General features: G+C 63.2%; 22 protein-coding genes. 9 read left to right on the top strand and 13 right to left on the bottom strand.

Going from position 1 to position 22821, the window contains the following annotated elements:
• Positions 1-23: 23 nt before the first annotated feature.
• From LCM4573_RS06765 to LCM4573_RS06755, 3 genes are all read left to right on the top strand, one after another.
• On the top strand, positions 24-416 hold the full coding sequence (locus tag LCM4573_RS06765) for a hypothetical protein (protein ID WP_071005492.1): 393 nt from the start codon (positions 24-26) through the stop codon (positions 414-416).
• 65 nt (positions 417-481) lie between these two features.
• Complete coding sequence (locus tag LCM4573_RS06760; protein ID WP_071005491.1) at positions 482-727, top strand: hypothetical protein; 246 nt, start codon at positions 482-484, stop codon at positions 725-727.
• A gap of 189 nt (positions 728-916) precedes the next feature.
• Positions 917-1465 carry a glyoxalase superfamily protein gene (locus tag LCM4573_RS06755; RefSeq protein WP_071005490.1) on the top strand — a complete coding sequence of 183 codons (549 nt, stop codon included), beginning with the start codon at positions 917-919 and terminating at the stop codon, positions 1463-1465.
• On the opposite strand, the gene LCM4573_RS06750 is transcribed toward LCM4573_RS06755, so the two are convergent.
• The 9 genes from LCM4573_RS06750 to ubiE all read right to left on the bottom strand — a co-directional run bounded on the left by LCM4573_RS06750 (position 1462) and on the right by ubiE (position 13249).
• Positions 1462-2193: a hypothetical protein gene (locus tag LCM4573_RS06750; protein WP_071005526.1), complete on the bottom strand. Its 732-nt coding sequence runs from the start codon at positions 2191-2193 to the stop codon at positions 1462-1464. The genes LCM4573_RS06755 and LCM4573_RS06750 overlap by 4 nt on opposite strands.
• A 62-nt stretch (positions 2194-2255) precedes the next feature.
• Complete coding sequence (locus LCM4573_RS06745) at positions 2256-3551, bottom strand: hypothetical protein (RefSeq protein WP_071005489.1); 1296 nt, start codon at positions 3549-3551, stop codon at positions 2256-2258.
• Between the two features lie 66 nt (positions 3552-3617).
• A complete protein-coding gene (locus tag LCM4573_RS06740) occupies positions 3618-5279 on the bottom strand; it encodes a urocanate hydratase (protein ID WP_071005488.1) in 1662 nt (553 codons plus the stop codon).
• A 172-nt stretch (positions 5280-5451) separates the two neighbouring features.
• Entirely contained in the window at positions 5452-6543 is a 1092-nt protein-coding gene (locus tag LCM4573_RS06735) for a DUF917 family protein (RefSeq protein WP_071005487.1), read from the bottom strand.
• Position 6544: 1 nt separating this feature from the next.
• Positions 6545-7792, bottom strand: a complete 1248-nt coding sequence (locus LCM4573_RS06730; RefSeq protein ID WP_071005486.1) for a Zn-dependent hydrolase — start codon at positions 7790-7792, stop codon at positions 6545-6547.
• Complete coding sequence (locus LCM4573_RS06725) at positions 7789-9171, bottom strand: dihydroorotase family protein (protein WP_071005485.1); 1383 nt, start codon at positions 9169-9171, stop codon at positions 7789-7791. The genes LCM4573_RS06730 and LCM4573_RS06725 overlap by 4 nt, the downstream gene beginning before the upstream one ends.
• A 19-nt stretch (positions 9172-9190) precedes the next feature.
• Positions 9191-10771, bottom strand: a complete 1581-nt coding sequence (locus tag LCM4573_RS06720; protein WP_071005484.1) for an aromatic amino acid lyase — start codon at positions 10769-10771, stop codon at positions 9191-9193.
• A gap of 97 nt (positions 10772-10868) precedes the next feature.
• The gene (ubiB, locus tag LCM4573_RS06715) at positions 10869-12431 is read right to left on the bottom strand and encodes a 2-polyprenylphenol 6-hydroxylase (protein ID WP_071005483.1); all 1563 of its coding nucleotides are present in this window, start codon (positions 12429-12431) and stop codon (positions 10869-10871) included.
• A 41-nt stretch (positions 12432-12472) separates the two neighbouring features.
• Positions 12473-13249: a bifunctional demethylmenaquinone methyltransferase/2-methoxy-6-polyprenyl-1,4-benzoquinol methylase UbiE gene (gene ubiE / locus LCM4573_RS06710; RefSeq protein ID WP_071005482.1), complete on the bottom strand. Its 777-nt coding sequence runs from the start codon at positions 13247-13249 to the stop codon at positions 12473-12475.
• 147 nt (positions 13250-13396) lie between these two features.
• On the opposite strand from ubiE, the gene mutM reads away from it, so the two are divergent.
• The 5 genes from mutM (at position 13397) to LCM4573_RS06680 (ending at position 18461) form a co-directional block, all read left to right on the top strand.
• Positions 13397-14287 (top strand): bifunctional DNA-formamidopyrimidine glycosylase/DNA-(apurinic or apyrimidinic site) lyase, encoded by an 891-nt coding sequence (gene mutM, locus LCM4573_RS06705; RefSeq protein ID WP_071005481.1) that lies wholly within the window; start codon positions 13397-13399, stop codon positions 14285-14287.
• 227 nt (positions 14288-14514) lie between these two features.
• A complete protein-coding gene (rpsT, locus tag LCM4573_RS06700; RefSeq protein ID WP_071005525.1) occupies positions 14515-14781 on the top strand; it encodes a 30S ribosomal protein S20 in 267 nt (88 codons plus the stop codon).
• An 857-nt stretch (positions 14782-15638) separates the two neighbouring features.
• Positions 15639-17210 (top strand): chromosomal replication initiator protein DnaA, encoded by a 1572-nt coding sequence (dnaA, locus tag LCM4573_RS06690; RefSeq protein ID WP_071005479.1) that lies wholly within the window; start codon positions 15639-15641, stop codon positions 17208-17210.
• A gap of 16 nt (positions 17211-17226) precedes the next feature.
• Positions 17227-17844 carry a LysE family translocator gene (locus LCM4573_RS06685; protein ID WP_071005478.1) on the top strand — a complete coding sequence of 206 codons (618 nt, stop codon included), beginning with the start codon at positions 17227-17229 and terminating at the stop codon, positions 17842-17844.
• A gap of 11 nt (positions 17845-17855) precedes the next feature.
• Positions 17856-18461 carry a bifunctional 2-polyprenyl-6-hydroxyphenol methylase/3-demethylubiquinol 3-O-methyltransferase UbiG gene (locus LCM4573_RS06680; protein WP_071005477.1) on the top strand — a complete coding sequence of 202 codons (606 nt, stop codon included), beginning with the start codon at positions 17856-17858 and terminating at the stop codon, positions 18459-18461.
• 16 nt (positions 18462-18477) lie between these two features.
• On the opposite strand, the gene hemW is transcribed toward LCM4573_RS06680, so the two are convergent.
• The 4 genes from hemW to rph all read right to left on the bottom strand — a co-directional run bounded on the left by hemW (position 18478) and on the right by rph (position 21542).
• A complete protein-coding gene (gene hemW / locus LCM4573_RS06675) occupies positions 18478-19668 on the bottom strand; it encodes a radical SAM family heme chaperone HemW (protein WP_071005476.1) in 1191 nt (396 codons plus the stop codon).
• A gap of 4 nt (positions 19669-19672) precedes the next feature.
• Positions 19673-20317 (bottom strand): RdgB/HAM1 family non-canonical purine NTP pyrophosphatase, encoded by a 645-nt coding sequence (gene rdgB / locus LCM4573_RS06670; RefSeq protein WP_071005475.1) that lies wholly within the window; start codon positions 20315-20317, stop codon positions 19673-19675.
• A gap of 11 nt (positions 20318-20328) precedes the next feature.
• Entirely contained in the window at positions 20329-20742 is a 414-nt protein-coding gene (locus LCM4573_RS06665; RefSeq protein WP_244505248.1) for a VOC family protein, read from the bottom strand.
• Positions 20743-20825: 83 nt separating this feature from the next.
• The gene (rph, locus tag LCM4573_RS06660; protein ID WP_071005473.1) at positions 20826-21542 is read right to left on the bottom strand and encodes a ribonuclease PH; all 717 of its coding nucleotides are present in this window, start codon (positions 21540-21542) and stop codon (positions 20826-20828) included.
• 176 nt (positions 21543-21718) lie between these two features.
• On the opposite strand from rph, the gene hrcA reads away from it, so the two are divergent.
• A complete protein-coding gene (gene hrcA / locus LCM4573_RS06655; protein ID WP_071005472.1) occupies positions 21719-22807 on the top strand; it encodes a heat-inducible transcriptional repressor HrcA in 1089 nt (362 codons plus the stop codon).
• The last annotated feature ends 14 nt before the right edge of the window (positions 22808-22821 follow it).

Raw genomic sequence — 22821 nt, 5'->3', positions numbered from 1 at the left:
GCTCGATCAAAGGAGATCGAGACATGGCGAAGAAAAAGAATGCTATCCCGAAGAAGATTGCGGGATTTAGGATTCCCAAGGCGGTTCRCAAATCGACGGTGGTGCGTGGTTTGCTGGCCAACGACCTTGGGCGCGATATCCTGGCGAATGCCTTGACTGCAGGTGCAGGGGCCGCTGCCGCGGTTCTCATGGGCGAACGGGAGGAAATCACCGATGCCGGCAAGAAGGGCGCGCGTAAAACCGCACGCGCCGCGGCCATAGTCACGCAAGCCTTTGAAAACGGAGCGAGCGCGGCAATGGACGTGGTACGGGATTCGGCGCATTCCGTTCTCTCGGATGACAAGGGGAAGTCTCGACGGAAACGCCGCGATTTCAGGAAGAAGGGCGATCGCCCTTTCGTGCAGACAACGCATTAGAAAGAAAACGCAAGCCGTCTCCGAAACTGCACAGCGGCGTGCCCGTTGCCATCGAACGAAGGATCATGAAGCGATACGGCAATTCGGCTGCGGGGCGTATCGGCGCGGCTGCTACCCTGAGGGCACTTGGCGTGCTGCTTCGTGATCATCCGCGTACTGCCGTGGAGATGGCAGGCGCCGGACTGGTGGAAGCTGGCCGCGTGGGGCTTGGAGAGATCAAGGAAAAGCTTCCCTTTTCGGAGTCTAAGAGCGCCTCGCCCGATGGAGGCGAGAGTGGACAGCGGGACGATCTTTCTCGAGAGGAAGATTGAGTCCCCGCTTGCGGGATGGGCGTTCCGGAGCTACTTTCCCGGCTGGCCGGATGCAGCCAGCCGCCCGCGGCGTAAAGCTCAGGTGAATGCATCCTTCCAAACCTCATCCTCTGCCTTTCGGCGAAYGATGACGAACGGATCGGCAATGCGGGCACTAATTCGCCGTTCGTCCGTTGAAAGGATGAAGAGATGCGCGATTTCCGCGATGCGAAGCTTATGGCCAAATCACTCCGCGAGGCACTTGCAGAGCGTAACCYACAGGTTACGCACAGCCAGGCGCTGGAGTTCGTTGCGGCCCAGTTCGGCTATGATGACTGGAATATCCTGGCCGCAAAGATCGATGCGGCAGGCCAGAAGAGGCCGGAGGCGGTATCCATCCAGCCGGCCATTCCGATCTTCCGCATATTCTCCGTCGAAAAGGCGATGGAGTTCTACTGCGATTTCCTCGGCTTCCAGGTGGATTGGGAGCATCGGTTCGGGGAGAATTTCCCGCTCTATTGCCAGATTTCCAGAAGCGGCATGCTCATGCACTTGAGCGAACATGCCGGCGATGCCTCGCCCGGCGCCCGCGTCTTCGTTCCCATGACGGGAGCGCGTGCTTTTCAGAAGGAACTGATCGGCAAGAACTATCCCTATATGAAACCGGGGCTCGAACAGGCGCCCTGGGGGCTTGAGGTCACGGTGACCGATCCGTTCAGCAACCGCATCACCTTCTGCGAGCAGGAGGAAAAAGACTAGTTCTTCTTCTGCGCCGTCGCGACCGGCTCGGTCGTCAGCTTGAATTCCGYCATCTCGGCGGGGGTCAGGTAGTAGAGCCGGTCGGGCGGCGTTTCGAGCGCGTTGATCCAGAGCCCCGCGCCGATGCCCATTTCGTCGAGATGCCGGGCGACCCTGGCCGTGGTTGCCTGTGCGCTCGCCATCGCCTGCTCGGGCGAAGGGCGCTCGGTCCCGCCGTTGAAGACCTGGTGCACGCCGATCACCGCATCCTCTTCCGCCATGCGCGAAACGCCGCCTGCGAACACGATCGGGCATGAGGAGGCACAGAGCGCCTTCGAGGCGACCCGCGTGCCAAGCGATTTTTCCCGGATCAGTTTCGACATGGCTATCGCATCGTCCACTGAGCCGCCGGGAGAATTGAGCGAGATCGTCTTCACATATTCGCCGCGCGCCTCGATTTCCTTGGAAAAACGGTCCGCCGCGCCGGGATCGATGGAGCCTTCGGCCAGCAGCACGCCGCCGGAAAGCAGCTCGAACCGTATCGGCTGGCGCAGCACTTCCGGCGGGCTTGCCGGCTGCACCGGCGGCGCGTTCGGCACGCCCTCGGTCAGCGCCGGCGGCAGCACGGGCTGGCCGGTCCGCATCGGATCATGGCCGGGAAGGGCGGTATTCATGACGCTGATCTCGCGGAAGTCGATCGCCACGAAAATAGCCGAAGCGCCGAGCAGCGCCAGGAAGGCATGGCGCATCAGCGTCCCATCGTCGGTCGCCAGAAAGGCGGCCTTGAGGCGGGCGAGGGCGGTGAGCGGCCTCACGCGGGTGGACCCGCTCTCGGCGATTTCAGGTCGAAGCTGGTGATGTTGTTAGCCCCGTGGGATTCGCCATTCTTCAGGCTCGCGATCGCCTCCTTCAGGTCGATATCGTTGCGCCCGAGCGCGCGCTGGACCTCCAGGGCCTCCAGAAGCTCCGCGGCGGTAATGCGCTGGGCAAAGGGAAGCCGCTCTTCCTGCCGGCGGATTGCACCGTGCACGACTGCGAGAATGAAGACCAGCACCGCGGGCAGGAGGTCGATCGAGATCGCGCCGGCCCAGGCGGGAATGAAATCGGCCGCATAGCGCAGCACGGCCTCGGCCGAGGAAAGCGGCACGAAGCGCCGCTCCGCCACCGGCTCCTGCGCCAGGATCTCGTCGGCTGCCTGCGACAGCACTCTGGATTGCGCAGCCACCGAGGTGCGGATCGTCTCCATCACCTGGTCCTGCCGGTTGGCGAGATCGGCCTCGCGTCCATCGGCGACCGGGGCGATGAAGCCGAGTGAAAGGTCTTCCGCAGCGCGCTTCACGGAAGGCGCGATCGAGGTCTGCTGCAGCGAGGCGATGACGCCGGTCAGCGTCACTACTTCCGCCGAAAACTGGTCGGCACGCGGCGCGATCGCGCCCGGCGCGGAAACCAGGGTGCGCATGGTTTCGAGATGCTTGCGGCCTTGATCGAAGAGCGTCGTCACCCTCTCGCGGGAAGCGGCAATGCCCGTTTCCAGTTCCCGAAGCTGGGAGGACATCTGCGAGAGAAGCTGCACCACGCTGCCCGAACCCGTGGTACCCGTCAGCGCACCGGACTGGCGCTCTTCCTCGGCAAGCCGGGCGAAGCGTTCGGAAGTACGCTGTATGTCAGGTAGCAGGCTTTGTGCGGCGAGCGCGTTCTGGTGCGCCTTGTCGAGATCGGCCGTGTAGTCTTCCAGCGTTTCGGCGAGGTGCTGTTCGAGCGCCGCCGAGCCCGCGAGTGCCGCCGCGTTCAGCCAGCTCGACATGGCGATGATCAYCGCGCAGCCGAGCGCCATGACGCCGAGCATGGCTCCGCGCGCCGCCGGCCCCGTCACATGCGGGTAGAAGCGTGCCATATAGGACCAGAAGGCGTAGATCGCCACCGAGACCGAAGCCGAATAGATGATCGCTGCGAAGAAGACCGCCATCGGCGATCCGTCGAGGATGCTGCGCACTCCGAGATAGGTATAGACGCCGGATGCGAGCGCCAGGACGGCGAGCGCGAAACGCGTCATGGTCTCGACGGCGGCGACACCGTCGTGCAAGCGATGBGAAGCGCCAAGCGCCATGGTAATTCTCCGGAAGGAATGTATTCCTTAACAGAGAATTAAGAACARGGCGAAATGAAGGCCGCCTCAAGAGGGGCGGATATAGGGCACGTCCTTCTTCGCCACCTCGTCCAGCGCTTCTTCGTAGCCCGCATCCGCATAACGGATCACCCCGAGCGTCGTGTCGTTGGTCAGGGCGTGGTCAAGCCGCTCGTCGGCCTCTTGCGTGCCGTCGGCCACCACGGTCACGCCGCAGCTCGTCATGTAGCCKGCATACCCGCCACCGCCGGAATGCACCACCACGAGATCGGCCATGGAGGAGCAGAGCATCATCGCGTCGAGCAGCGGCCAGTCGGCGATCGCATCCGAGCCGTCCTTCATGCGTTCGGTCATGATGTTGGGATGCGCCATGGCCCCGGCATCCAGATGGTCGCGCGAAAAGGCTATCGGCCCTTTGATCTCGCCGCTCGCGACCAGTTCGTTGACGCGCCGAGCGAGAGCCGTGCGTTCGCCGTGCCCCAGCCAGGCGATGCGCGCCGGCAGGCCTTCAAAGGGGATGTTCTCCCGCGCCAGCCGCACCCAGTTGGTGATGATCCGGTTGTCCGGAAACATCTCGATCAGCAGATCGTCGATGCGGGCGATGTCGCTTTCCTCGCCTGAAAGCGCCATCCATCGGAAGGGGCCGATCGCGCGGCCAAAGAGCGGCCTGAGATAGGCTTCGGTAAAGATCGGGATGTCGAAGGCGTTCTCTATCCCTCCCTGCTTGGCCTGGGTGCGGATCAGGTTGCCGTTGTCGAACACTTCCGAACCGGCTTGCTGGAAGTCGAGCATCGCCTGCACGTGATCAACGATCGAGGCGCGGCTTGCGGCCATGAGCTGACCCTGTCCATCTTTTCGGAGACTGCGCACCGTTTCGAGGCTCATGCCCTTCGGCACATAGCCGTAGACGAGGTCGTGCGCCGAGGTCTGATCGGTGACGATGTCCGGTACGATGCCGCGGCGCACGATCTCGGGATAGATATCGGCGGCATTGCCGACGAGCCCAACCGAAAGCGAACGCTTACCCTTGACCGCTTCCGCGATAGTGGCCAGAGCCGCATCAAGGTTAGGTGCGATCTCGTCCAGATAACCGATCTCCTTGCGCTTTTTCGCCCGCTCCGGGTCGATGTCGATGCAAAGGATTGCCGCGCCGGCCATGCGGCCGGCGAGCGGCTGCGCCCCGCCCATACCGCCGAGCCCGGCAGTCAGGATAAAGCGCCCCGCAAGATCGCCGCCGAAGCGCTTCTCGGCGATCCGCATGAAGATCTCGTAGGTGCCCTGGATGACACCCTGGCTGCCGATATACTGCCAGGCGCCGGCCGTCAGCCCGCCCCAGCAGATCAGTCCCTTGCGCTCCAGTTCGTAGAAATACTCCGCCTTCGCCCATTGGCCGACGATGTTGCAATTGGCCATGATGACGAGCGGTGCCTTCGCATGGGTCCTGACAAGCCCGACCGGCTTGCCGGATTGGATCAGCAGCGTCTGATCCTCCTCCATCGTGGTCAGCGTCTCGACGATGCCCCTGTGCGCCGCCCAGTTGCGCGCCGCCTTGCCGAGCGCTGCATAGACCACGAGATTGTCCGGATCCTCGCCGACAGCCAGCACGTTTTCGAGAAGCCTCAGCAGCGCCTCCTGCCGCCAGCCCTTGGTGCGCAGTTCCGGCCCGCCCGGAATGGGGAAGTTGGGATGGCGCAGGTTCGGTTTCGGCATGGGTTTTCCTCCAGAAATTGCCTCTCCTCGAGCCTCCATTAGGAGGTCCTACCTTCTCCCCGCCGGGGAGAAGGTAGCCTGAAGGGCCGGATGAGGGGGAGGCGAAGCCTCATGTACACCCCCATCATCGCGTCGCGTTGCTCGGCACTTCTCCCCGCTGGGGAGAAGTAAGTTATTTCTCCAGCGCATATCTCGCGATCTCGATCCCCATGGCCTTCTCCACCGAGGGGTAGACGGTCGGGTCGAGAACGCTCGCCGAAAGCGGGATAATCTCCTTCGGCACGTGCAGGATATGAACCTYCATACCCACTGAAAGCTGGCCGACGCTCAAGGGTTCGCCCTCCGGCGATAGCGTGGTGATGACGGACGGGAAGGTGGCGAGGCGGTTTCCGCCCGCATCATCCACCGCCATGTATTCGTTCATCACATGCATGGTTACGGCCTTGTCGCCGGAACCGACGCTGATCGTGCCGATATCGAAGGCTTCGCTCGTATAGACGACATTCTTGGCGGTGATTTCGCCCCCTGCGAGAATATGGCCGCCGGTCGTCCCGCAGATGGCGTCGATCACCGCATGGCCGCTCTTCTTTTCCGCCTCGATGATCGCCTCGCCGAGCGCAAGCGCAAGGGAAATGCCGCCGAGTGCGGCATGTGTGCGCACATAGGAGGCGCGCAGAGGATTGCGGCAGGAGGCGATGAAGCCGCCCGACTGGTCCGCTGCCGCGCGCAGCACCGGCGAGATCTTGGCCGTCGCGCCGCGGATCACCAGCTCGATATAGCGGTTCTCCGAGCGGTTGCCGCCAACGGCGGTCTGGATCATGGGTTCCGGCGATCCCGCCATGCCGATCGAGCCCATGTCGCCGGTGGGGTGCGCGCGCACGTCTCCCACGGCATCGACCACCTTCATGCCGAGAACGGCCGCGGGCAGCCAGCCGTTCAGCGTCGATGAGCGGCCGTTCTGGCCGATCATCAAACCGGAAAGCTTTTCGCTGAGCGTTTCCTGCAGGATCTGCACCGCGCGTACGTAATCGACGCCGCGCATTTCCCAGGGCGTGGTCGAGGCGGGCGCGCCGATCGCCGCGGCCGTGGCGATCCAGTCGTCGTCCTTCAGCTCCTCCACGGCCACCAATTCCGGCTTTCCGATCGAGACGGCGGCATAGCCCAGCATACGTCCGTGATCGGCCCATCCGCCGCCGCCTGCGGCATAGACCGAACCGCCCTTCACCGCGGCCTCCACATCCTTCTCAACCAGTATGCGTCCCATGTCAGCTCTCCTGGCCTTTATCCATCCGCAGCACCGCTTCGAATAGCACGGCGGCACCGAGCGTGATGTCGTCGATCTCCGCCCATTCCTCGGCGCAGTGGCTGCGGCCTTCCTTGCAGGGCACGAAGATCATCGCGGCCGGGGCGACCTTGGCGATCCATGCCGTATCGTGTCCCGCACCCGAAGCCATGCGCCGATGGCTGATGCCGCACTCGTCAGCGGCATCTTCGAGAATATCGATCAGCCGCTCGTCGCAGGGGCTTGCGGCAACATCGGAAATGCGCACCGGCGCGGCGATCGTCACGCCCCATTTCTCGGCCACGCGCTCGGCGGTATCGTCGATAAAGGCGCAAAAGCTTTCCATGTCCTCGCGGATTTCGGCGCGCGCGTCGATCAGCATCCTCACCCTGGAGGGGACCACATTGGCGGCGTTCGGCTCGATCTGGAATTCGCCCACCGTTGCGGTGAAATGCCCCGGCGATCGCGACATGGAAAGCGCGGCCTGCTGTACGTCCAGCACGATCTCGGAGGCTGCCACCAACGCATCCGCCCGGTTGGTCATCGGCGTCGTGCCGGCATGGTCGGCGCGTCCTTCCACGATGATCTCGATGCGCGTGATGCCGGAAATGGCGGTCACCACGCCGATATCGATGGCTTCCCGCTCCAGCACCGGCCCCTGCTCGATATGCAGTTCGATAAAGCCCCTGAGATCGGTGCGCACTTCCGTGACCGAGGGATCGCCGCCCACCTGGCTGATCCCGCCCGCAAGGCTTCGCCCCTCCGCCGTTCGGGATAGCCAGGCCTCCGGCCGTTGCCCGGTCATGCCGCGGCTGCCAATGCAGGAAACGCCGAAAATGCTCACTTCCTCTGCGAGGAAATCGATGACCTCAAGGTCGTGGTCGAGCTCGATCCCCCGGTCGGAAAGCGCCCGCGCCACTTCCAGCGCGGCCGCCATCCCCGCAATGCCGTCGAAACGGCCGCCATCCGGAACCGTATCGGAATGGGAGCCGAGCATCAGCGTGCCCCTGCCCGGTACCCGGCCGGCCCGTCGTCCGATGAGATTGCCGGCGGGGTCGATACGTGTCTCAAGGCCGGCCGCCTTCATCTGCCGTTCCAGATAGGCCCGGCCCTCGAGGAAAAGCGGCGAGAAGGCGCGTCGTGTCCAGGGGCGCGCGGGTTCGGTGATCCGTGCGAGTGCATCGATATCGGCGCCGATCCGCGCGGCCTCTACGGGCAGGTTCCTGCTCAAGCTGTTTCTCCTGTCAGAATGTGTTGGCGCGGCGGCCGCTGGAAACGCCCGCTGCCGGGTTCGGCGAGCACCTTCCCGTCCTCGCAGACGAGCTTGCCGCGCAGATAGGTTGCCGCAACCGTCCAGGGCAGGACCATGCCGTTATAGGGGCTCCATCCGACGACATTGTTGCCGCTGGCCGCCGCATCATAAATCTTTTCCCTGGGCAGGAGTACGACGATATCCGCATCGCGCCCGACGGTGAGCGCCCCTTTCACGTGATCGAGGCGGAAGTGCCTCGCCGGGTTCTCGGCCATCAGCTTCGCCGCCCAGGTGAGCGGAATGCCGCGTTCCAGCGCGCCCTTCACGAAGAGCGGCACCATCACTTCCAATCCGGGCACGCCGGAGGCGTTCTTCAGCATGTCGGGATCGGTCTTGCGGTTCTCCGACCAGCTCACATGGTCCGTGGAGACCAGCCAGACCTTGCCCTCCGAAATCTTGCGCCACAGCGTCTCCACCTCGGCACGGGGCCGGATGGGCGGATTGATCTTTGCCTTGCCGCCCAGCCGCCGTACGTCGTTTTCCTCGTCCAGCGTCAGGTAGTGGATGCAGCACTCCACCGTTGCCGCAAACCCGTCGCGCCGGTAAGCCGCTGCGATGTCGTAGCCGCGCCCCAGCGAACAATGCACCACATGCGCCGGGCAGCCGGTCTCGGCACCCGTTTCGAAAATGGTGTGCATGGCGAGAAGCTCGGTAATCGGCGGTCGGGAAAGGCCGTGCGCCCGCCAGTCGGTGATCCCGCTTGCCTTCACCGTTGCCATATAGGCGCGCACAGCTTCGTCGTCCTCGTTGTGCACGCCGGCCGTCAGGCCCGTTGGCGCGATCGTCGTGAAGCAGGCATCGAGCAGGGCAGGCGGAATACGGGGAAACCGCTTCGGATCGGTGCCGAAGGTGGAGAATTTGAAGGCCGCGACACCCGCCTCCACCATCTCCCGGATGCGGACCGGTCCTTCCTCGGGATCGATCGTCCCGTAAAGGGCGAAATCGACGCGGGCCTGCGCGCTGGCATGGGCGATCTTCCGCTTCACGGCGTCGGCGGAGCAGACGAGATCGCCTTCGTCATAGGGCATGTCGACGATCGTGGTGACGCCGCCCGCTGCCGCCGAGCGGGTGGACCAGATGAAATCCTCCTGGTCCTTCTGCGAGAGCGAATGCACCTGGGCGTCGATCGCTCCGGGCAGGATCAGCGCCCTGCCGAGCAGGTGGCGGTCGCGGGCAGCCGGCGGCACCCCCATGCCGATCTGGGCCACCTTGTCGTCGCGGACCGCCACATAGCCGGCTTCGACGATCCGATCGGGAAGAACCACGGTTCCCTGCAGCACGAGATCGAAATCGGCCATATCCTTCTCCCTTTCCGCTTCAGGCCCTCAGCGGTTGCGGCTGGCGCATTTCGTTTCGGCCGAATCCGCCGAGTGCGAAAAAGCCGTCGATGGCATGGATCGGCGAAACATCGATCAGCCGGGTGAGAAATTCCTCCGACGAAAGCTCTTCTTCAATCGCCTCCACTTCCGCCGAAAGCGGCCGGTCGACCGTATAGTATTCCGCGTGCCGGCGAACGGCGTCGTAGACCAGTTGCACTGCTCCGCCGGGGCGGTCGCCGTGCATATCCATGGCTTGCGCCGCGAGCAGGGCCTCGATCGCCGCAAGGCGCTTGAGCGCCTCCACCTGCCGTTCGAAGCGCTCGATGACCAGCGGCAGGAAGGCAGCCTCGTCCTCCATGCCCCCCGCCACGACAAGCGATTGCGCCGATACGGGATTGGTCATGGAAAGCACGCGCGAGAAGATCTCGCCGGCAAGCTTGATGATCGGGCCGAAACCGGTGGCGATCGCACCTTCCGGCACGAGATTCACCGGCAGGCCGCGCCGCTGGCCGTTGCCGAGCAGGACGCAGCGGTTGAAGGCATTGCGGGCCGCATGCGCCATGCAGATTGAAGCCGCCTCGAGAAGCACGGTCACGTCCAGCGGCAGCGAGCCGCCGGAGGTGAGCACGCGGCCCTCCGCGATGACCGGATTGTCGTCGGAGCGGCCAGTGGCGGCCAGGATCTTGTGCCCTGCCATCAGCAGGCTCTCGAACACCGCGCCGAGAACCTGGGCGATCATGCGCAGGCTGAGGGGGTCCTGGATATGCGTTGCGCTCGGCCAGTCGCACTCTTCGGAGGCGGTGCAGAGCCAATTGCCGATCATTGCTTCGCGAGCCGTGCCGACATGGGTGACCGCGATCCACGGATCGCGGGAGACGCCCATCGCGCATGCCGCGGTCATGCCGGTGGCAAGCAGGGTCCGGATCGCGCCCGCGGCCCCGCGGGTGGCTTCGGCCGCGGCCGCGAAGCTCACGGCATTGATGCTGAGGGAAGCGAGGCTATCGCGCGGCGCCATGCGGAAAGGTTTCAGCCCGGCTTCGGTGAACGCTTGCGCTGCCGGCAGGCGCCGGCCCTTGTAGATCGCCTCGCCCACGCCGGTCAGCACGGCGCCGATCTGGCCCATGAGGCCGATATCGGCGCAGCCGATCGAGCCCGTGCGGCGCACGACCGGAATGAGGTCGGCTTCGAGCAGGTCGAGATAGGCATGCACGAGCTCCACCGAGCAGCCCACATAGCCGGTGAGCGCGGTATTGACGCGCAGCGCCATCGCATTGCGCACCACGGAGATCCGGAAGGGAACGCCCGTGCCGAAATGGTGGGCGCGCACCAGCCCGAGGTTGAAGGTCTCGAGCTCATGGCTCGACCACTCGACGTCCTTCATGGCGCCGACGCCCGTGGTGGAGCCGTAGACGGGCTGTCCCTGCGCGATCGCGCGGTCTACCACGTCGCGGGCGGCCTGCACGCGCGCGAGCCCCGCCGGCTCGGCCACGGGGCGGATGCGTCCTTCTCCGATATGCAGGAGCTCGGCGAAACCGAGCGGTTGCCCTGTCAGCTCGATCACGGCTCTCGTTTGCGGCATGCTGTCTCCTTCGATTGCTCCTAGGAGATTAGCGGAGAGGCCGGCGAATGGAATATCCTGAGGTTGGCGGAAGTCGCCGTGGTCGGAAAGGTCCGGCTCAGCCGACCGAAAAGGCGAGATAGAGAGCCGAAAGCGCGATGATCCAGAGCGCGACCCGCCCGGAGCGGCTATAGCGTGCCTCCGCCTTGCCGATCGCTTCGGCCGTTTCCGGATCGAAGCGCAGGCCGTGCTCGCTCATGTGCATGATATCCTCGTGGAACTTCTCCGTCCTGACGGCGATTTCGGGCAGCGCTTCGGCGAGTTTCACCGCCGCCTTCACCCCGTCGCGAAGGTCCGACATGACCCGTTTCGGGCCGAGATTGTCGCGTATCCATTCGCCGACCACCGGCTCGGATGCCTTCCACATGTTGAAGCGGGGATTGAGAATGCGCGAAACGCCTTCCACCACCACCATGGTCTTCTGCAGCAGGATGAGTTCCGGCCGGGTCTGCATCTCGAAGAGGTCGGTCACCTCGAAAAGCAGCGCCAAGAGCCGCGCCATGGAGATCGTCTCGGCCGGCTGGCCGTGGATCGGCTCGCCGATCGCACGTATCGCCTGGGCGAAACTCGATACGTCGTGATGGGCCGGTACGTAGCCCGCCTCGAAATGCACTTCCGCCACCCGCATATAGTCCCGGGTGATGAAGCCGTAGAGAATTTCGGCGAGAAAGCGCCGTTCCTTTTTGCCGAGGCGTCCGACGATGCCCATGTCGACGGCCACGATCGTTCCCGCCGGATCGACGAAGAGGTTGCCGGGATGCATGTCGGCATGGAAGAAGCCGTCGCGCAGCGTATGACGCAGGAAGGACTGGATGAGCGTTTCTGCGAGCCGGTCGAGATCGTGTCCGGCGGCGCGAAGCTCATCGATGTTCGACATCTTGATGCCGTCGATCCACTCCATGGTCACCACGTCGCGGCCGGTGCGCTCCCAATCGACCGTCGGCACCCGGAAGCCCGGATCGTTCTTGGTGTTTTCGGCGATCTCGGAAAGGGCCGCGGCCTCGAGGCGCAGGTCCATCTCCACCTTGGTCGTTTGTTCCAGCGTCCGCGTCACCTCCACCGGCCTCAGCCGGCGGCTGGAAGGCATGAGGCGCTCCTGCATGCGCGCCAGGAGATACATGCTTTCGATATCGTGCGCGAAGCGCTGGCGCACGCCCGGCCGCACCACCTTCACGGCGACCTTCCTGTCTCCCACCATCGCCGGATGAACCTGCGCGATGGAGGCGGCGGCGATGGGTTCGCCGAAATCGGAATAGAGATCTCCCACCGGCCGGCCGAGCGAGGCTTCGATCGCAGCTTCGGCAGTTTCAGTCGGGAAGAAGGCCATGCGATCCTGGAGAAGAGCGAGATCCACCGCCCAGTCGACGCCCACCACATCCGGGCGCGTGGCCAGGAACTGGCCGATCTTCACATAGGAAGGTCCGAGCCTGTCCACGGCGCGGGTCAGCCTTATGCTGCGCGCCTGCTGCTTGGAGCGGAAACGGGCAAACGGTTCGACCAGCGATTTGACGAGGCCTATCGAGGGCGGCAGGTCCCGCGTCGGCAGAGCCGAGACCACGCCTTCGCGCACCAGGACCCAGGCCACACGGGCCAGGCGGAAATAGGCGCCAACCGTAGTCATGATACGCCCTTATGCTTCTTTACGGATCCGCTCTGCATCGATCAGAGCTTCCATCCGGAATGCAGGGCGGCGATCCCTCCGGAATAGTTCGTATAGGTCACGCGCGAGAAGCCCGCCGCACGGATCATGGTGGCGAAATTCTCCTGATTGGGGAATTTGCGGATCGATTCCACCAGATACTGGTAGGGTTCGGCATCGCCGGTCACCAGCCTGCCGATCTGCGGAATGGCCTTGAACGACCACTGGTCGTAGAAGCGTTCCAGAAGCGGCATCTCCACTTCGGAAAACTCCAGCACCAACAGCCGCCCGCCGCGCTTCAGCACGCGATAGGCCTCCTTCAACGCCACGTCGATATGCGGCACGTTGCGGATGCCGAATGCGATCGTATAGGCATCGAAGGTGTTTGCCTCGAACGGCAGGTCCTCGGCATTCGCCTCCACGAAGGTGAGATTGTCGGAAAGCTTCCGCTTGGCGGCCCGCTCGGCGCCGACGCCCAGCATCGAACCGTTGATGTCGAGCACGGTCGCATGCGCCTTGCGGCCCGATGCCTCCACGATCCGGAAGGCGATGTCGCCGGTGCCGCCGGCCACGTCGAGCACCTTGTAGGAAGGATCCTTGCGTGGGTTGAGCGCATTGATCATCGCATCTTTCCAGATCCGGTGCATGCCCGCCGACATCATGTCGTTCATGATGTCGTAGCGCTTGGCCACCTTGTGGAAGACGTCGTTGACGAGACCCTGCTTTTCGCCGTCCGCAACTTCGCGGAAGCCGTAGGATGTTGCCATGCTGCCATCGCCACTGGTGCGGGCTTCGGTCATCGGAAGAACTCCATGCTCATCATTTGGTCGCGACCATAGCGAAATCGCATCGGGCACGCTATCTGTGCCGCGCGTCTTCAAGGAGAATGCGGGCCAGCGGTTCTATAGATCAGGAACCTGGCCGTTGGAACGGGAAGTTAGGAAATCATGCCTGAATTGCCAGAGGTGGAAACCGTCCGGCGCGGCTTGCAGCCGGCCATGGAAGGGGCTCGGATCGAGCGTCTCGAGCTTAGAAGGCCCGATCTGCGCTTTCCCTTGCCGGAAAATTTCGCCGAAGCGGTCGGGGGGCGGCGGATCGTCGCGCTCGGGCGCCGGGCGAAATATCTGCTCATCGATCTGGAGGACGATCTGACGATCATTTCCCATCTCGGCATGTCGGGATCGTTCAGGATATCGGAGGGGCGGCAGGAAGCCGTCCAGGGGGAATTTCACCATCCCCGCTCGAAGGATGGGAAGCACGACCACGTGATCTTCCATCTGGAGGGCGCGAAAGGTCCGGCCCAGGTCATTTATAATGACCCGCGCCGTTTCGGCTTCATGCACCTCTGGAAGCGCAGCGAACTCGATCTTTATCCGGCCTTTGCCGAACTGGGGCCGGAACCCACCGGCAACACGCTCGATGCCGAGTATCTCGCGGCGCGCTTCTCCGGCAAGGCCCAGCCCTTGAAGGGCGCGCTTCTCGACCAGACGGTGATTGCCGGGCTCGGCAATATATATGTGTGCGAGGCGCTCTGGCGGGCGCATCTTTCCCCGAAGCGTGCCGCCAGGACGGTGGTCACGAAGACCGGCCGGCCGAAGAAGGAGTTGGTCCACCTGACGGAGGCGATCCGCGCCGTGATCGCCGATGCCGTCGCCGCCGGCGGCTCCTCCCTGCGCGACCATATCCGGACCGACGGGTCGCTCGGCTATTTCCAGCATTCATTTTCGGTCTACGACAGGGAAGGCGAAGCCTGCCGCACGCCCGGCTGCGGCGGCACGATCGCCCGCATCACCCAGGCCGGCCGTTCGACATTCTATTGCCCGACCTGCCAGAAATGACCGGCGCCGACGGACACCGCCGATCCTAGGCCCGTAAAACCGGCATCTTCCTGTCTTGGCGAGAGAAATTGCGCGTTGACTGGCAGGCCCATTCCGGTTATATGCCCGCCCACAGTTGGGAAAGCCATTGGACGGCTTCCTCTATTGCTCCCGAATTGCTGAAGATGAGGTCGCGAGACCGGCGCGGCGACGGTGGAGTTTGGTTCGAATTCGTAGAGAGGCATGAGATGGCCAATACAACTTCGGCGAAAAAGGCGACCCGCAAGATCGCTCGCCGTACCGCAGTCAACAAGACTCGCCGTTCGCGCGTCCGCAGCTTCATCCGCAAKGTTGAGGAAGCCATCGCTTCCGGTGATGCCGCCGTTGCTGCCGAAGCCCTCAAGGCTGCCCAGCCGGAAATCCAGCGGGCCGCTTCCAAGGGTGTGGTTCACAGCAACACCGCATCCCGCAAGGTCTCGCGTCTTGCTCAGCGCGTGAAGGCTCTGTCGGCCTGATCCCGACAAAATTCTGTCAAGATTGAAAGCCTGGTCTCGCGACCGGGCTTTTCGTGATTCTCCACGTTATCCACATCCTTACCCGGCTCATTGACAGTTCAGTGTCAGAGCCGTGACAGATTTTATCATTAAAAAACAATTGGTTGTGAGAGGTTGTGCAACTTGATGCCTCTCCCGCGCGCATCCTGAGCCCGACAATCCGAGTCAAGAAGATTTTTATTTTTTGTCGTGGAGAAGGCTGCCACGCGACTGTCATTTTTGAATCTCATTGATTCAACAGCGATTCTCCATCGAGCCGCCGGCGACATTCAAAGCACGCTGTGAGAGTCAACGCCCGCCTCTTAATTTTGCGTAAAATTCATCATTGATCTTGGCATTTGATCCTGCCTAAATGCGTTCCAGCAAGGGGTGCGGGGATCACTTCAGGATTGTTTCCGGCAGCCGCCCGACGAGGGTGGCAGTGAGATTTTCTGACCTTTTGTTACGGACGATCTGTCTTCCGTTTTCACGTAACCGTCGGTTGTTCGCCGGGAATCCGTCTGGATTCCGGAAGCGGCCGATTGCGCCCAAAGCAGAGGTCTTGGCGGATCTCGGCAAGAACGAGGAGGGAAGGAATATTGAGCGGCTCATGACGAGGATGGGGCGCTCGGGCGGGTAAAGCAAACCCGTAAACGCAAGGCCGCTTTCCGAGGCGGCCGATGACGGCCCGGCCAGCTGAAGAGCGCGGCGGGGATTTGCCATGAAACGGACGGCGGCGGCTCTCATGAGGGGAAGACGTTGCTGTGTCTGGAAACGAGGTTTGTCCTGGCGGAAACACGAAAACCGCCCGGCAGAAAAAATTTGGAAGGCGGCGCATAATGCAAATGAATTCCGTATCGGCACGTGCAGAAGGCAATGGGGACCCTGCACGGCAGGCACTTGATTCACTTCATTCCCAGGCGGCGGGGGAAAACTCGGAAATGAAGCATGATGCTCTTTTTGAGCGGTTCAGTGCCCGTTTGAAGGCGCAGGTCGGCCAGGATGTCTATGCAAGCTGGTTCGGACGTCTGAAGCTTCACACCATTTCGAAGAGCGTGGTGCGGTTGACGGTTCCGACCACTTTTCTCAAGTCCTGGATCAACAACCGTTATCTCGATCTCATCACCAGCATCTTCCAGGCGGAAGATCCGGAAATCCTGAAGGTGGAAATCCTGGTGCGCAGCGCAAGCCGCAGCACCCGTGCGCCGGCGGCCGAAGAACGCGCGCTTGYAGCCGAAGCCGCTCCGGTGGTCAGCTCCCATTCCGCCCGTCAGYCGGCTGCCAGGGAAATCGGCAAGATTGCCCAGTTTCCRCAGCCCGCCGCGGCACAGCAATCCCGTCCGGCCCATGCCGGTCCGCTGTTCGGCTCTCCGCTCGACAGCCGCTTCACCTTCGATACTTTCGTGGAAGGGTCTTCCAATCGCGTGGCGCTGGCCGCGGCCAAGACCATTGCGGAAGCCGGCGCGGGCGCGGTGCGCTTCAATCCGCTGTTCATCCATTCGGGCGTCGGTCTCGGCAAGACCCATCTCCTGCAGGCGATCGCCAATGCGGCGATCGGCAGCCCGCGGACCCCGCGCGTGGTCTATCTGACCGCCGAATATTTCATGTGGCGCTTCGCCACGGCAATTCGCGACAACGATGCCCTGACGTTGAAGGACTCGCTGCGCAATATCGACCTGCTCATCATCGACGACATGCAGTTCCTGCAGGGCAAGATGATCCAGAACGAGTTCTGCCACCTGCTCAACACGCTGCTTGATAGCGCTCGCCAGGTGGTGGTCGCGGCGGACCGCGCGCCCTGGGAGCTGGAATCGCTCGATCCCCGCGTTCGCTCTCGCCTGCAGGGCGGCGTTGCGATCGAGGTGGAGGCTCCGGATTACGAAATGCGCCTCGAAATGCTGAAGGGCCGCCTTAAGGCCGCGCGCCAGGACGATCCGGCGCTCGAAATTCCCATGGAAATCCTTTCCCATGTGGCGCGTAGCGTGACCGCCAGCGGACGCGAACTCGAAGGCGCCTTCAACCAGCTCATTTTCCGTCGTTCGTTCGAGCCGTCTCTCTCGCTCGACCGGGTGGAGGAGCTGCTTGCCCATCTCGTCGGCGCCGGCGAAGCCAAGCGCGTTCGCATCGAGGATATTCAGCGTATCGTCGCAAGGCATTATAATGTGTCGCGCCAGGAGCTCGTCTCGAACCGGCGGACCCGCGTGATCGTCAAGCCGCGCCAGATCGCCATGTATCTGTCGAAGACGCTGACGCCGCGCTCCTTCCCGGAGATCGGTCGGCGTTTCGGCGGACGCGATCATACCACCGTGCTGCATGCGGTGCGTAAGATCGAGGAATTGATTTCCGCCGATACTAAGCTCAGCCATGAGATCGAGCTTTTGAAGCGGCTGATCAACGAGAACAACGCTTGAGGTCTGACGGGCATTGATGTTCCTGCTTTCCGTCGCGATGATATGGGCCGTGGCGGCCATTACGCCAGGGCCCAACACGCTGCTCATCATGCGCTATGCGCTGATGGCCTCGCGGCGGGTGACGATCGTGGCGGCCATGGGAACGATCACCGGCACCGTCTGCTGGGGCCTGGCCGGCTGGCTCGGCATTAACGTGCTGTTCCAGGCGGCTCCCTTCGCCTATCTGGCGCTCAAGATCGTTGGCGGTCTCTATCTCGTCTGGCTGGGCCTGCGCATCTTCTGGAGCTTCCGCAAGCCTGCCGCGACGGAGGGACTTGCGGCGGCTCCTCGGGAGATCTCGCTGAAGAGCGCCTACCGCATGGGGCTTGCTACCAATCTTGCAAATCCCAAGTCGGCGCTGTTCGTCGCGAGCCTTTTCGCGGCGACGATGCCGGCCGGAACGCCTTGGATATACGGGCTTGCCGCCATCGCCGTGATGGTGGCGGTCTCGACCGTCTACTACACGATCCTGATTGCCCTCATCACCCACAGGAAGGTCGCGGCCGCCTATCTGAAGGCGCGCCGGAAGATCGATCTCGCCGTCGGCATGGTCTTCGTCGGCTTCGGTGCGAGGCTCCTGCTGTCGCAGAAGTAAGGTCCAGGGGCATGGAAAGCGATCCAACCTCCCGCTTCTATGCCGATAACGCCGCCGCCTATGCAGCCAGTTCATCGAACCCGAACCATCTTAGGCTCGATGCTTTCCTTGAAAGGCTGGAACCGGGAGCGGAAATCCTCGAACTCGGCTGCGGCAACGGCCGTGACAGCGCGGAAATGCTGAAGCGCGGCTTCCGCGTGACGCCGACCGACGGCACCTTGGAAATGGCGCGGGAGGCGGAACAGCGCCTCGGCATTCCGGTGCGGGTTCTCCGCTTCGGGGAGATCGAGGCGGTTTCAGCTTTCGACGGCATCTGGGCCAGTGCCTGCCTGCTGCATGTGCCGCGCGCCGATTTCGAAGAGGTTCTTGCCCGCATCCACCGGGCGCTGAGGCCGGGCGGTGTCTTTTACGCCAGCTTCAAGGCGGGGGAGGCGGAGGGCCATGACAGCCTCGGCCGATACTACAACTATCCCACGGAGAAGTGGYTGCGGACTGTTTATGAAGCCAGACCCTGGGCTTCGATCGAGATCGACGGGAACAAAGGGAGCGGCTATGACAACCAGCCGACCGACTGGCTACATGTCACCGCGATGAAACGCCCGCCCTCCTCCCCTTGAGGGGCGATCGCCGTTCTCAACACGCCAGGTCGGCGACCACGGCGTCAAGGATGAGCATGCCGGAGGGCGTGCAGCGCAGGCGGGAATTGCCGAGCCGCTCGATGAAACCGTGCTCCAGCAACCGTTCCTCGCGGACCGGGTCCGGATCGCGGCCGGAAAGCTCCTGCCAGCGGGCAAGATCGACACCCTCCTTGAGCCTCAGACCCATCAACAGCAGCTCGTCAGCCTGTTCCTCGTAACCGAGGATTTCCTCTTCGATCATGCCGTGGCCCCGGCCCTCCACAAGCTCGAGCCAGGTTTCCGGCCTCCGCTCCGTCGAAGTCGCGATCTTCTGCCTGCCGCGCGTGAGCCGGCCATGCGCGCCGGGACCGATGCCGGCATAATCGCCATAGCGCCAGTAGGTGAGGTTGTGGCGGCTTTCCGCGCCCGGCCGGGCATGGTTGGAAACCTCGTAGGCCGGCAGGCCGTGGCGAGCGGTGATCTCCTGAGTGGCTTCATAGAGCAGCGCCGATTGGTCACCATCGGGCACGATCAGCTTGCCGGCCTTGTGCAGGCCGTAGAAGGGCGTGCCTTCCTCTATGGTGAGCTGGTAAAGCGAAAGATGGTCCACCGCATAGGAGATCGCCTCCCGAAGCTCCGCCTCCCAGGCCTCCACCGTCTGTCTGGGACGTGCATAGATGAGATCGAAGCTCATGCGCGGAAATATTTCGCGCGCCAGCCGGATCGCCTTCAGCGCATCCGCAACGTCATGCAGCCGTCCGAGAAATTTGAGATCGGCATCGTTGAGCGCCTGCACGCCGAGCGAGACGCGGTTCACGCCGGCGGCGCGGTAGCCGCGGAACCGCTCCGCCTCCACGCTGGAAGGGTTGGCTTCCATGGTGATCTCGATGCCGTCGGGCACATGCCATTGCCTGGCGATCCCGTCGAGAATGGCGGAAACCGTTGCCGGCTCCATCAGAGAGGGCGTGCCGCCGCCGAGGAAGACGCTGGTCACCGTCTTCGGTCCGCTCAGGCGCCGCATGGATTCCATTTCGGTCAGGAATGCGGCGGTGAAGCGCGGCTGATCCACCGGCTGGTGGCGCACATGGCTGTTGAAATCGCAATAGGGACACTTGGCCGCGCAGAACGGCCAATGGACGTAGACCCCGAAGCCCGGCTCCCCAGTATCGGGCAGCAGGCCCGGTGCGAGGGCGGGGGCGAGGTTCATTCCGTCATGCCTCCAGGCAGGTTTCCACGAAGCGCTTGAAGGCGCGGGCGCGATGAGAGAGTGCTTGCGCGTCGCCCGGCTTCCAGCCGTGCTTTTCCTCGGCGCTCATCTCGCCGAATGTAGTGTCGTAACCCTCCGGCTGAAAGACCGGGTCGTAGCCGAACCCTTGGCTTCCGCGCGGCGGCCACACGACCTTTCCTTCCACCTCGCCGCGGAAGAGTTCGGTATGTCCATCCGGCCATGCGAGGCAGAGTACGCTGACAAAGCGGGCGGTCCGCTGTTCCGGCGTCGTCGCGTCGCGATCGGAAAGCGCCTTCTCCACCTTTTCCATGGCCATCGCGAAGTCGCGCGTGCCGTCCTCGCGCTCCGCCCAGTTGGCGGTATAGACGCCCGGCGCCCCGTCGAGCGCGTCGATGACGAGGCCGGAATCGTCCGAGAGAGCGGGCAGGCCGGAAGCCTTGGCCGAGGCGAGCGCCTTGATTGCGGCATTCTCCTCGAAGGTCGTGCCCGTCTCGTCCGGCTCTATGAAATTCAGGTCCGCGGCGGATTTGGCCGAAAAACCGAACGGGCCGATGAGATCGGCGATCTCGCGGATCTTTCCGGCATTGTGGCTGGCGACGACGATGGTGCGGGTATCGAGCTTGCGCATTCTTGAAAATCCTATCCAAGATCCCAAAGCTTGGGTTCGGAACATTCGAGGCTGTTGCCGGCCGGATCGCGGAAATAGATCGAGCGCGCGCCGTTCGGCCAGTGGAAATCGCTTTCGAGGGTGATGCCGGCGGCTTTCAGGCGCGCCGCCATCGCATCGAGGTTTTCGGGCGAAAGCCGGAAGCAGGCATGCCCCGCTCCCCTTGCACCATGGGGCGGAACCGGGAGCGATCCCTGTTCCGGCGGCTTTGCGGTCTCGACCGGATTGAAGATCAGAAGAACGCCAGGCCCGCAGCGGAAGAAGACATGCCGGTTGGCGATGCGGGCGATCTTTTCGAGCCCGAGCACCCCGCCGTAGAAGGCCTCCGCTGCATCGAGATCCTCGGCATAGAGCGCGGTTTCGAGAACACCTTCGATCACTGGCACCTGCCTTTCATCTTGCCCCTCATCAGGCTGCCGTCATTCTCACCACGCCTGCAGGGAGATGGTTCGGCTGAGGGGTATGATTTTTACCCGATCGTCTGTTTCTGCAGCGCCACCAGTTCCTGAGTGCCCGCCTGGGCGAGCGCCAGCAGTTTCAGGAATTCTTCCTGGCTGAAAGGCGCGCCCTCCGCCGTTCCCTGCACTTCGACGATCCCGCCGGAACCGGTCATCACGAAATTCGCATCCGTCTCGGCCGCTGAATCCTCCAGGTAATCCAGGTCGATCACCGGTTGGTTCGCGAAGATGCCGCAGGAGATCGCCGCCACGTGGTCCTTCAGCACCTTCTCCACCTTTACCATGGAGCGGGCTTCCATCCATTTCAGGCAGTCGTAGAGCGCCACCCAGCCGCCGGTAATGGCGGCCGTGCGGGTGCCGCCATCGGCCTGGATGACGTCGCAATCGATGGTGATCTGCTTTTCGCCGAGCGCTTCGAGATCGACGACGGCACGCAAGCTGCGGCCGATCAGGCGCTGGATTTCCTGGGTGCGACCGCCCTGCTTGCCGGATGCCGCCTCGCGCTTCATGCGCTCGCCGGTGGCGCGCGGCAGCATGCCGTATTCGGCCGTCACCCAGCCCTTGCCGCTGTTGCGCAGCCACGGCGGCGTCTTCTCCTCGAGGCTTGCCGTGCAAAGCACATGGGTATCGCCGAATTTGACGAGGCAGGAGCCCTCCGCATGTTTCGAGAAGTTGCGCTCGAAGGAAATCTTGCGCATCTGATCGGTTTTTCTGCCTGAAGGCCGCATTCGTTGCTCCTGAGAGAGTAGGGTATCGCCTTCTACGGCCCGCGGCCGCATTTTGCAAAGAAAAAGCCGTGGGCACCGCCTTGCCGGCGAGCGGAAGTCCGCCGATTTCCCTTTTGCCGGCCGGTTTGAATGATTATATTTTCCGGGGTTGAACCAAGGATATGGTGGAACGGCTTATGGGTTTTTCGGCACCGATGGCCAGGGACAATGCCTCAGCGCTCGACGACCGCTCGCGGGAAATCTTCCGCCGCATCGTCGAAAGCTATCTGGAAACCGGCGAACCGCTCGGCTCCCGCAATCTTTCCCGCCTGCTGCCCATATCCCTTTCTCCCGCTTCCGTGCGCAACGTCATGAGCGATCTGGAGGCGCTGGGTCTCATCTATTCGCCGCATATCAGCGCCGGCCGCCTGCCCACCCAGTCGGGCCTGCGCTTCTTCGTCGATGCCTTCATGCAGATCGGCGATCTTTCCGAAGAGGAAAGGAGCAATATCGAGCGGCAGATCCGGCCGGACGATCGCGACCAGCCGATCGAAAGCCTGATGAGCGAGGCGAGCCGCATGCTTTCCGGCGTCTCGCGCGGCGCGGGCATCGTCATCACGTCGAAGAGCGACCCGGTGCTGAAGCACGTCGAATTCATTCGCCTGGAACCGACAAAGGCGCTGGCCATCCTGGTCGGCGAGCATAATCAGGTCGAAAACCGCATCATCGACCTGCCGGCGGGTGTGACGTCTTCACAGCTCACCGAGGCCGCGAACTTCCTGAATGCGCATCTGACGGGCCAGACCCTGCCGGAACTGCGCACCCAGCTGCAGGAGCTGAAGGAAGAGGTGCAGACGGAGCTTCATTCGCTCTCGCAGGATCTCGTTGAGCGAGGTCTCGCCGTCTGGTCGGGCGATAGCCAGGACGGCAAGCCCATGCAGCTCATCGTCCGCGGCCGCGGCAACCTTTTGGAAGGTCTGGTCGGCGTGGACGATCTCGACCGGCTGCGGCTGCTGTTCGATGATCTGGAAAAGAAGGAAAGCCTTCTCGATATCCTCGATCTCGCTGAAAGCGGGCCGGGCGTGCGTATCTTCATCGGCTCGGAGAACAAGCTGTTCTCGCTTTCCGGCTCCTCGCTCATCGTCGCGCCCTATCGCGATGGCGAGGATCGTATCGTCGGCGCCGTCGGAGTGATCGGTCCCACGCGGCTCAACTATTCCCGCATTGTGCCGATGGTCGACTATACCGCCCAGCTTCTTGCCCGGCTTTCGCGCAATCCCCTCTGACGAGATATCCAACC

It is taken from the genome of Rhizobium sp. LCM 4573, assembly GCF_001854865.1.
Lineage (GTDB): Bacteria > Pseudomonadota > Alphaproteobacteria > Rhizobiales > Rhizobiaceae > Neorhizobium.
The sequence above is the reverse complement of the archived record's forward strand: the minus strand, read 5'-3'. Positions and strand labels throughout refer to the sequence as shown.

Coding starts and splice junctions, on each gene's coding strand:
- rph (WP_071005473.1), bottom strand. CDS start 21,542: ATGCGGCCTTCAGGCAGAAAAACCGATCAGATGCGCAAGATTTCCTTC.
- ubiB (WP_071005483.1), bottom strand. CDS start 12,431: ATGACTACGGTTGGCGCCTATTTCCGCCTGGCCCGTGTGGCCTGGGTC.
- hrcA (WP_071005472.1), top strand. CDS start 21,719: ATGGGTTTTTCGGCACCGATGGCCAGGGACAATGCCTCAGCGCTCGAC.
- hemW (WP_071005476.1), bottom strand. CDS start 19,668: ATGAACCTCGCCCCCGCCCTCGCACCGGGCCTGCTGCCCGATACTGGG.
- LCM4573_RS06685 (WP_071005478.1), top strand. CDS start 17,227: ATGTTCCTGCTTTCCGTCGCGATGATATGGGCCGTGGCGGCCATTACG.
- LCM4573_RS06720 (WP_071005484.1), bottom strand. CDS start 10,771: ATGCCGCAAACGAGAGCCGTGATCGAGCTGACAGGGCAACCGCTCGGT.
- ubiE (WP_071005482.1), bottom strand. CDS start 13,249: ATGACCGAAGCCCGCACCAGTGGCGATGGCAGCATGGCAACATCCTAC.
- rdgB (WP_071005475.1), bottom strand. CDS start 20,317: ATGCGCAAGCTCGATACCCGCACCATCGTCGTCGCCAGCCACAATGCC.
- LCM4573_RS06725 (WP_071005485.1), bottom strand. CDS start 9,171: ATGGCCGATTTCGATCTCGTGCTGCAGGGAACCGTGGTTCTTCCCGAT.
- mutM (WP_071005481.1), top strand. CDS start 13,397: ATGCCTGAATTGCCAGAGGTGGAAACCGTCCGGCGCGGCTTGCAGCCG.
- LCM4573_RS06760 (WP_071005491.1), top strand. CDS start 482: ATGAAGCGATACGGCAATTCGGCTGCGGGGCGTATCGGCGCGGCTGCT.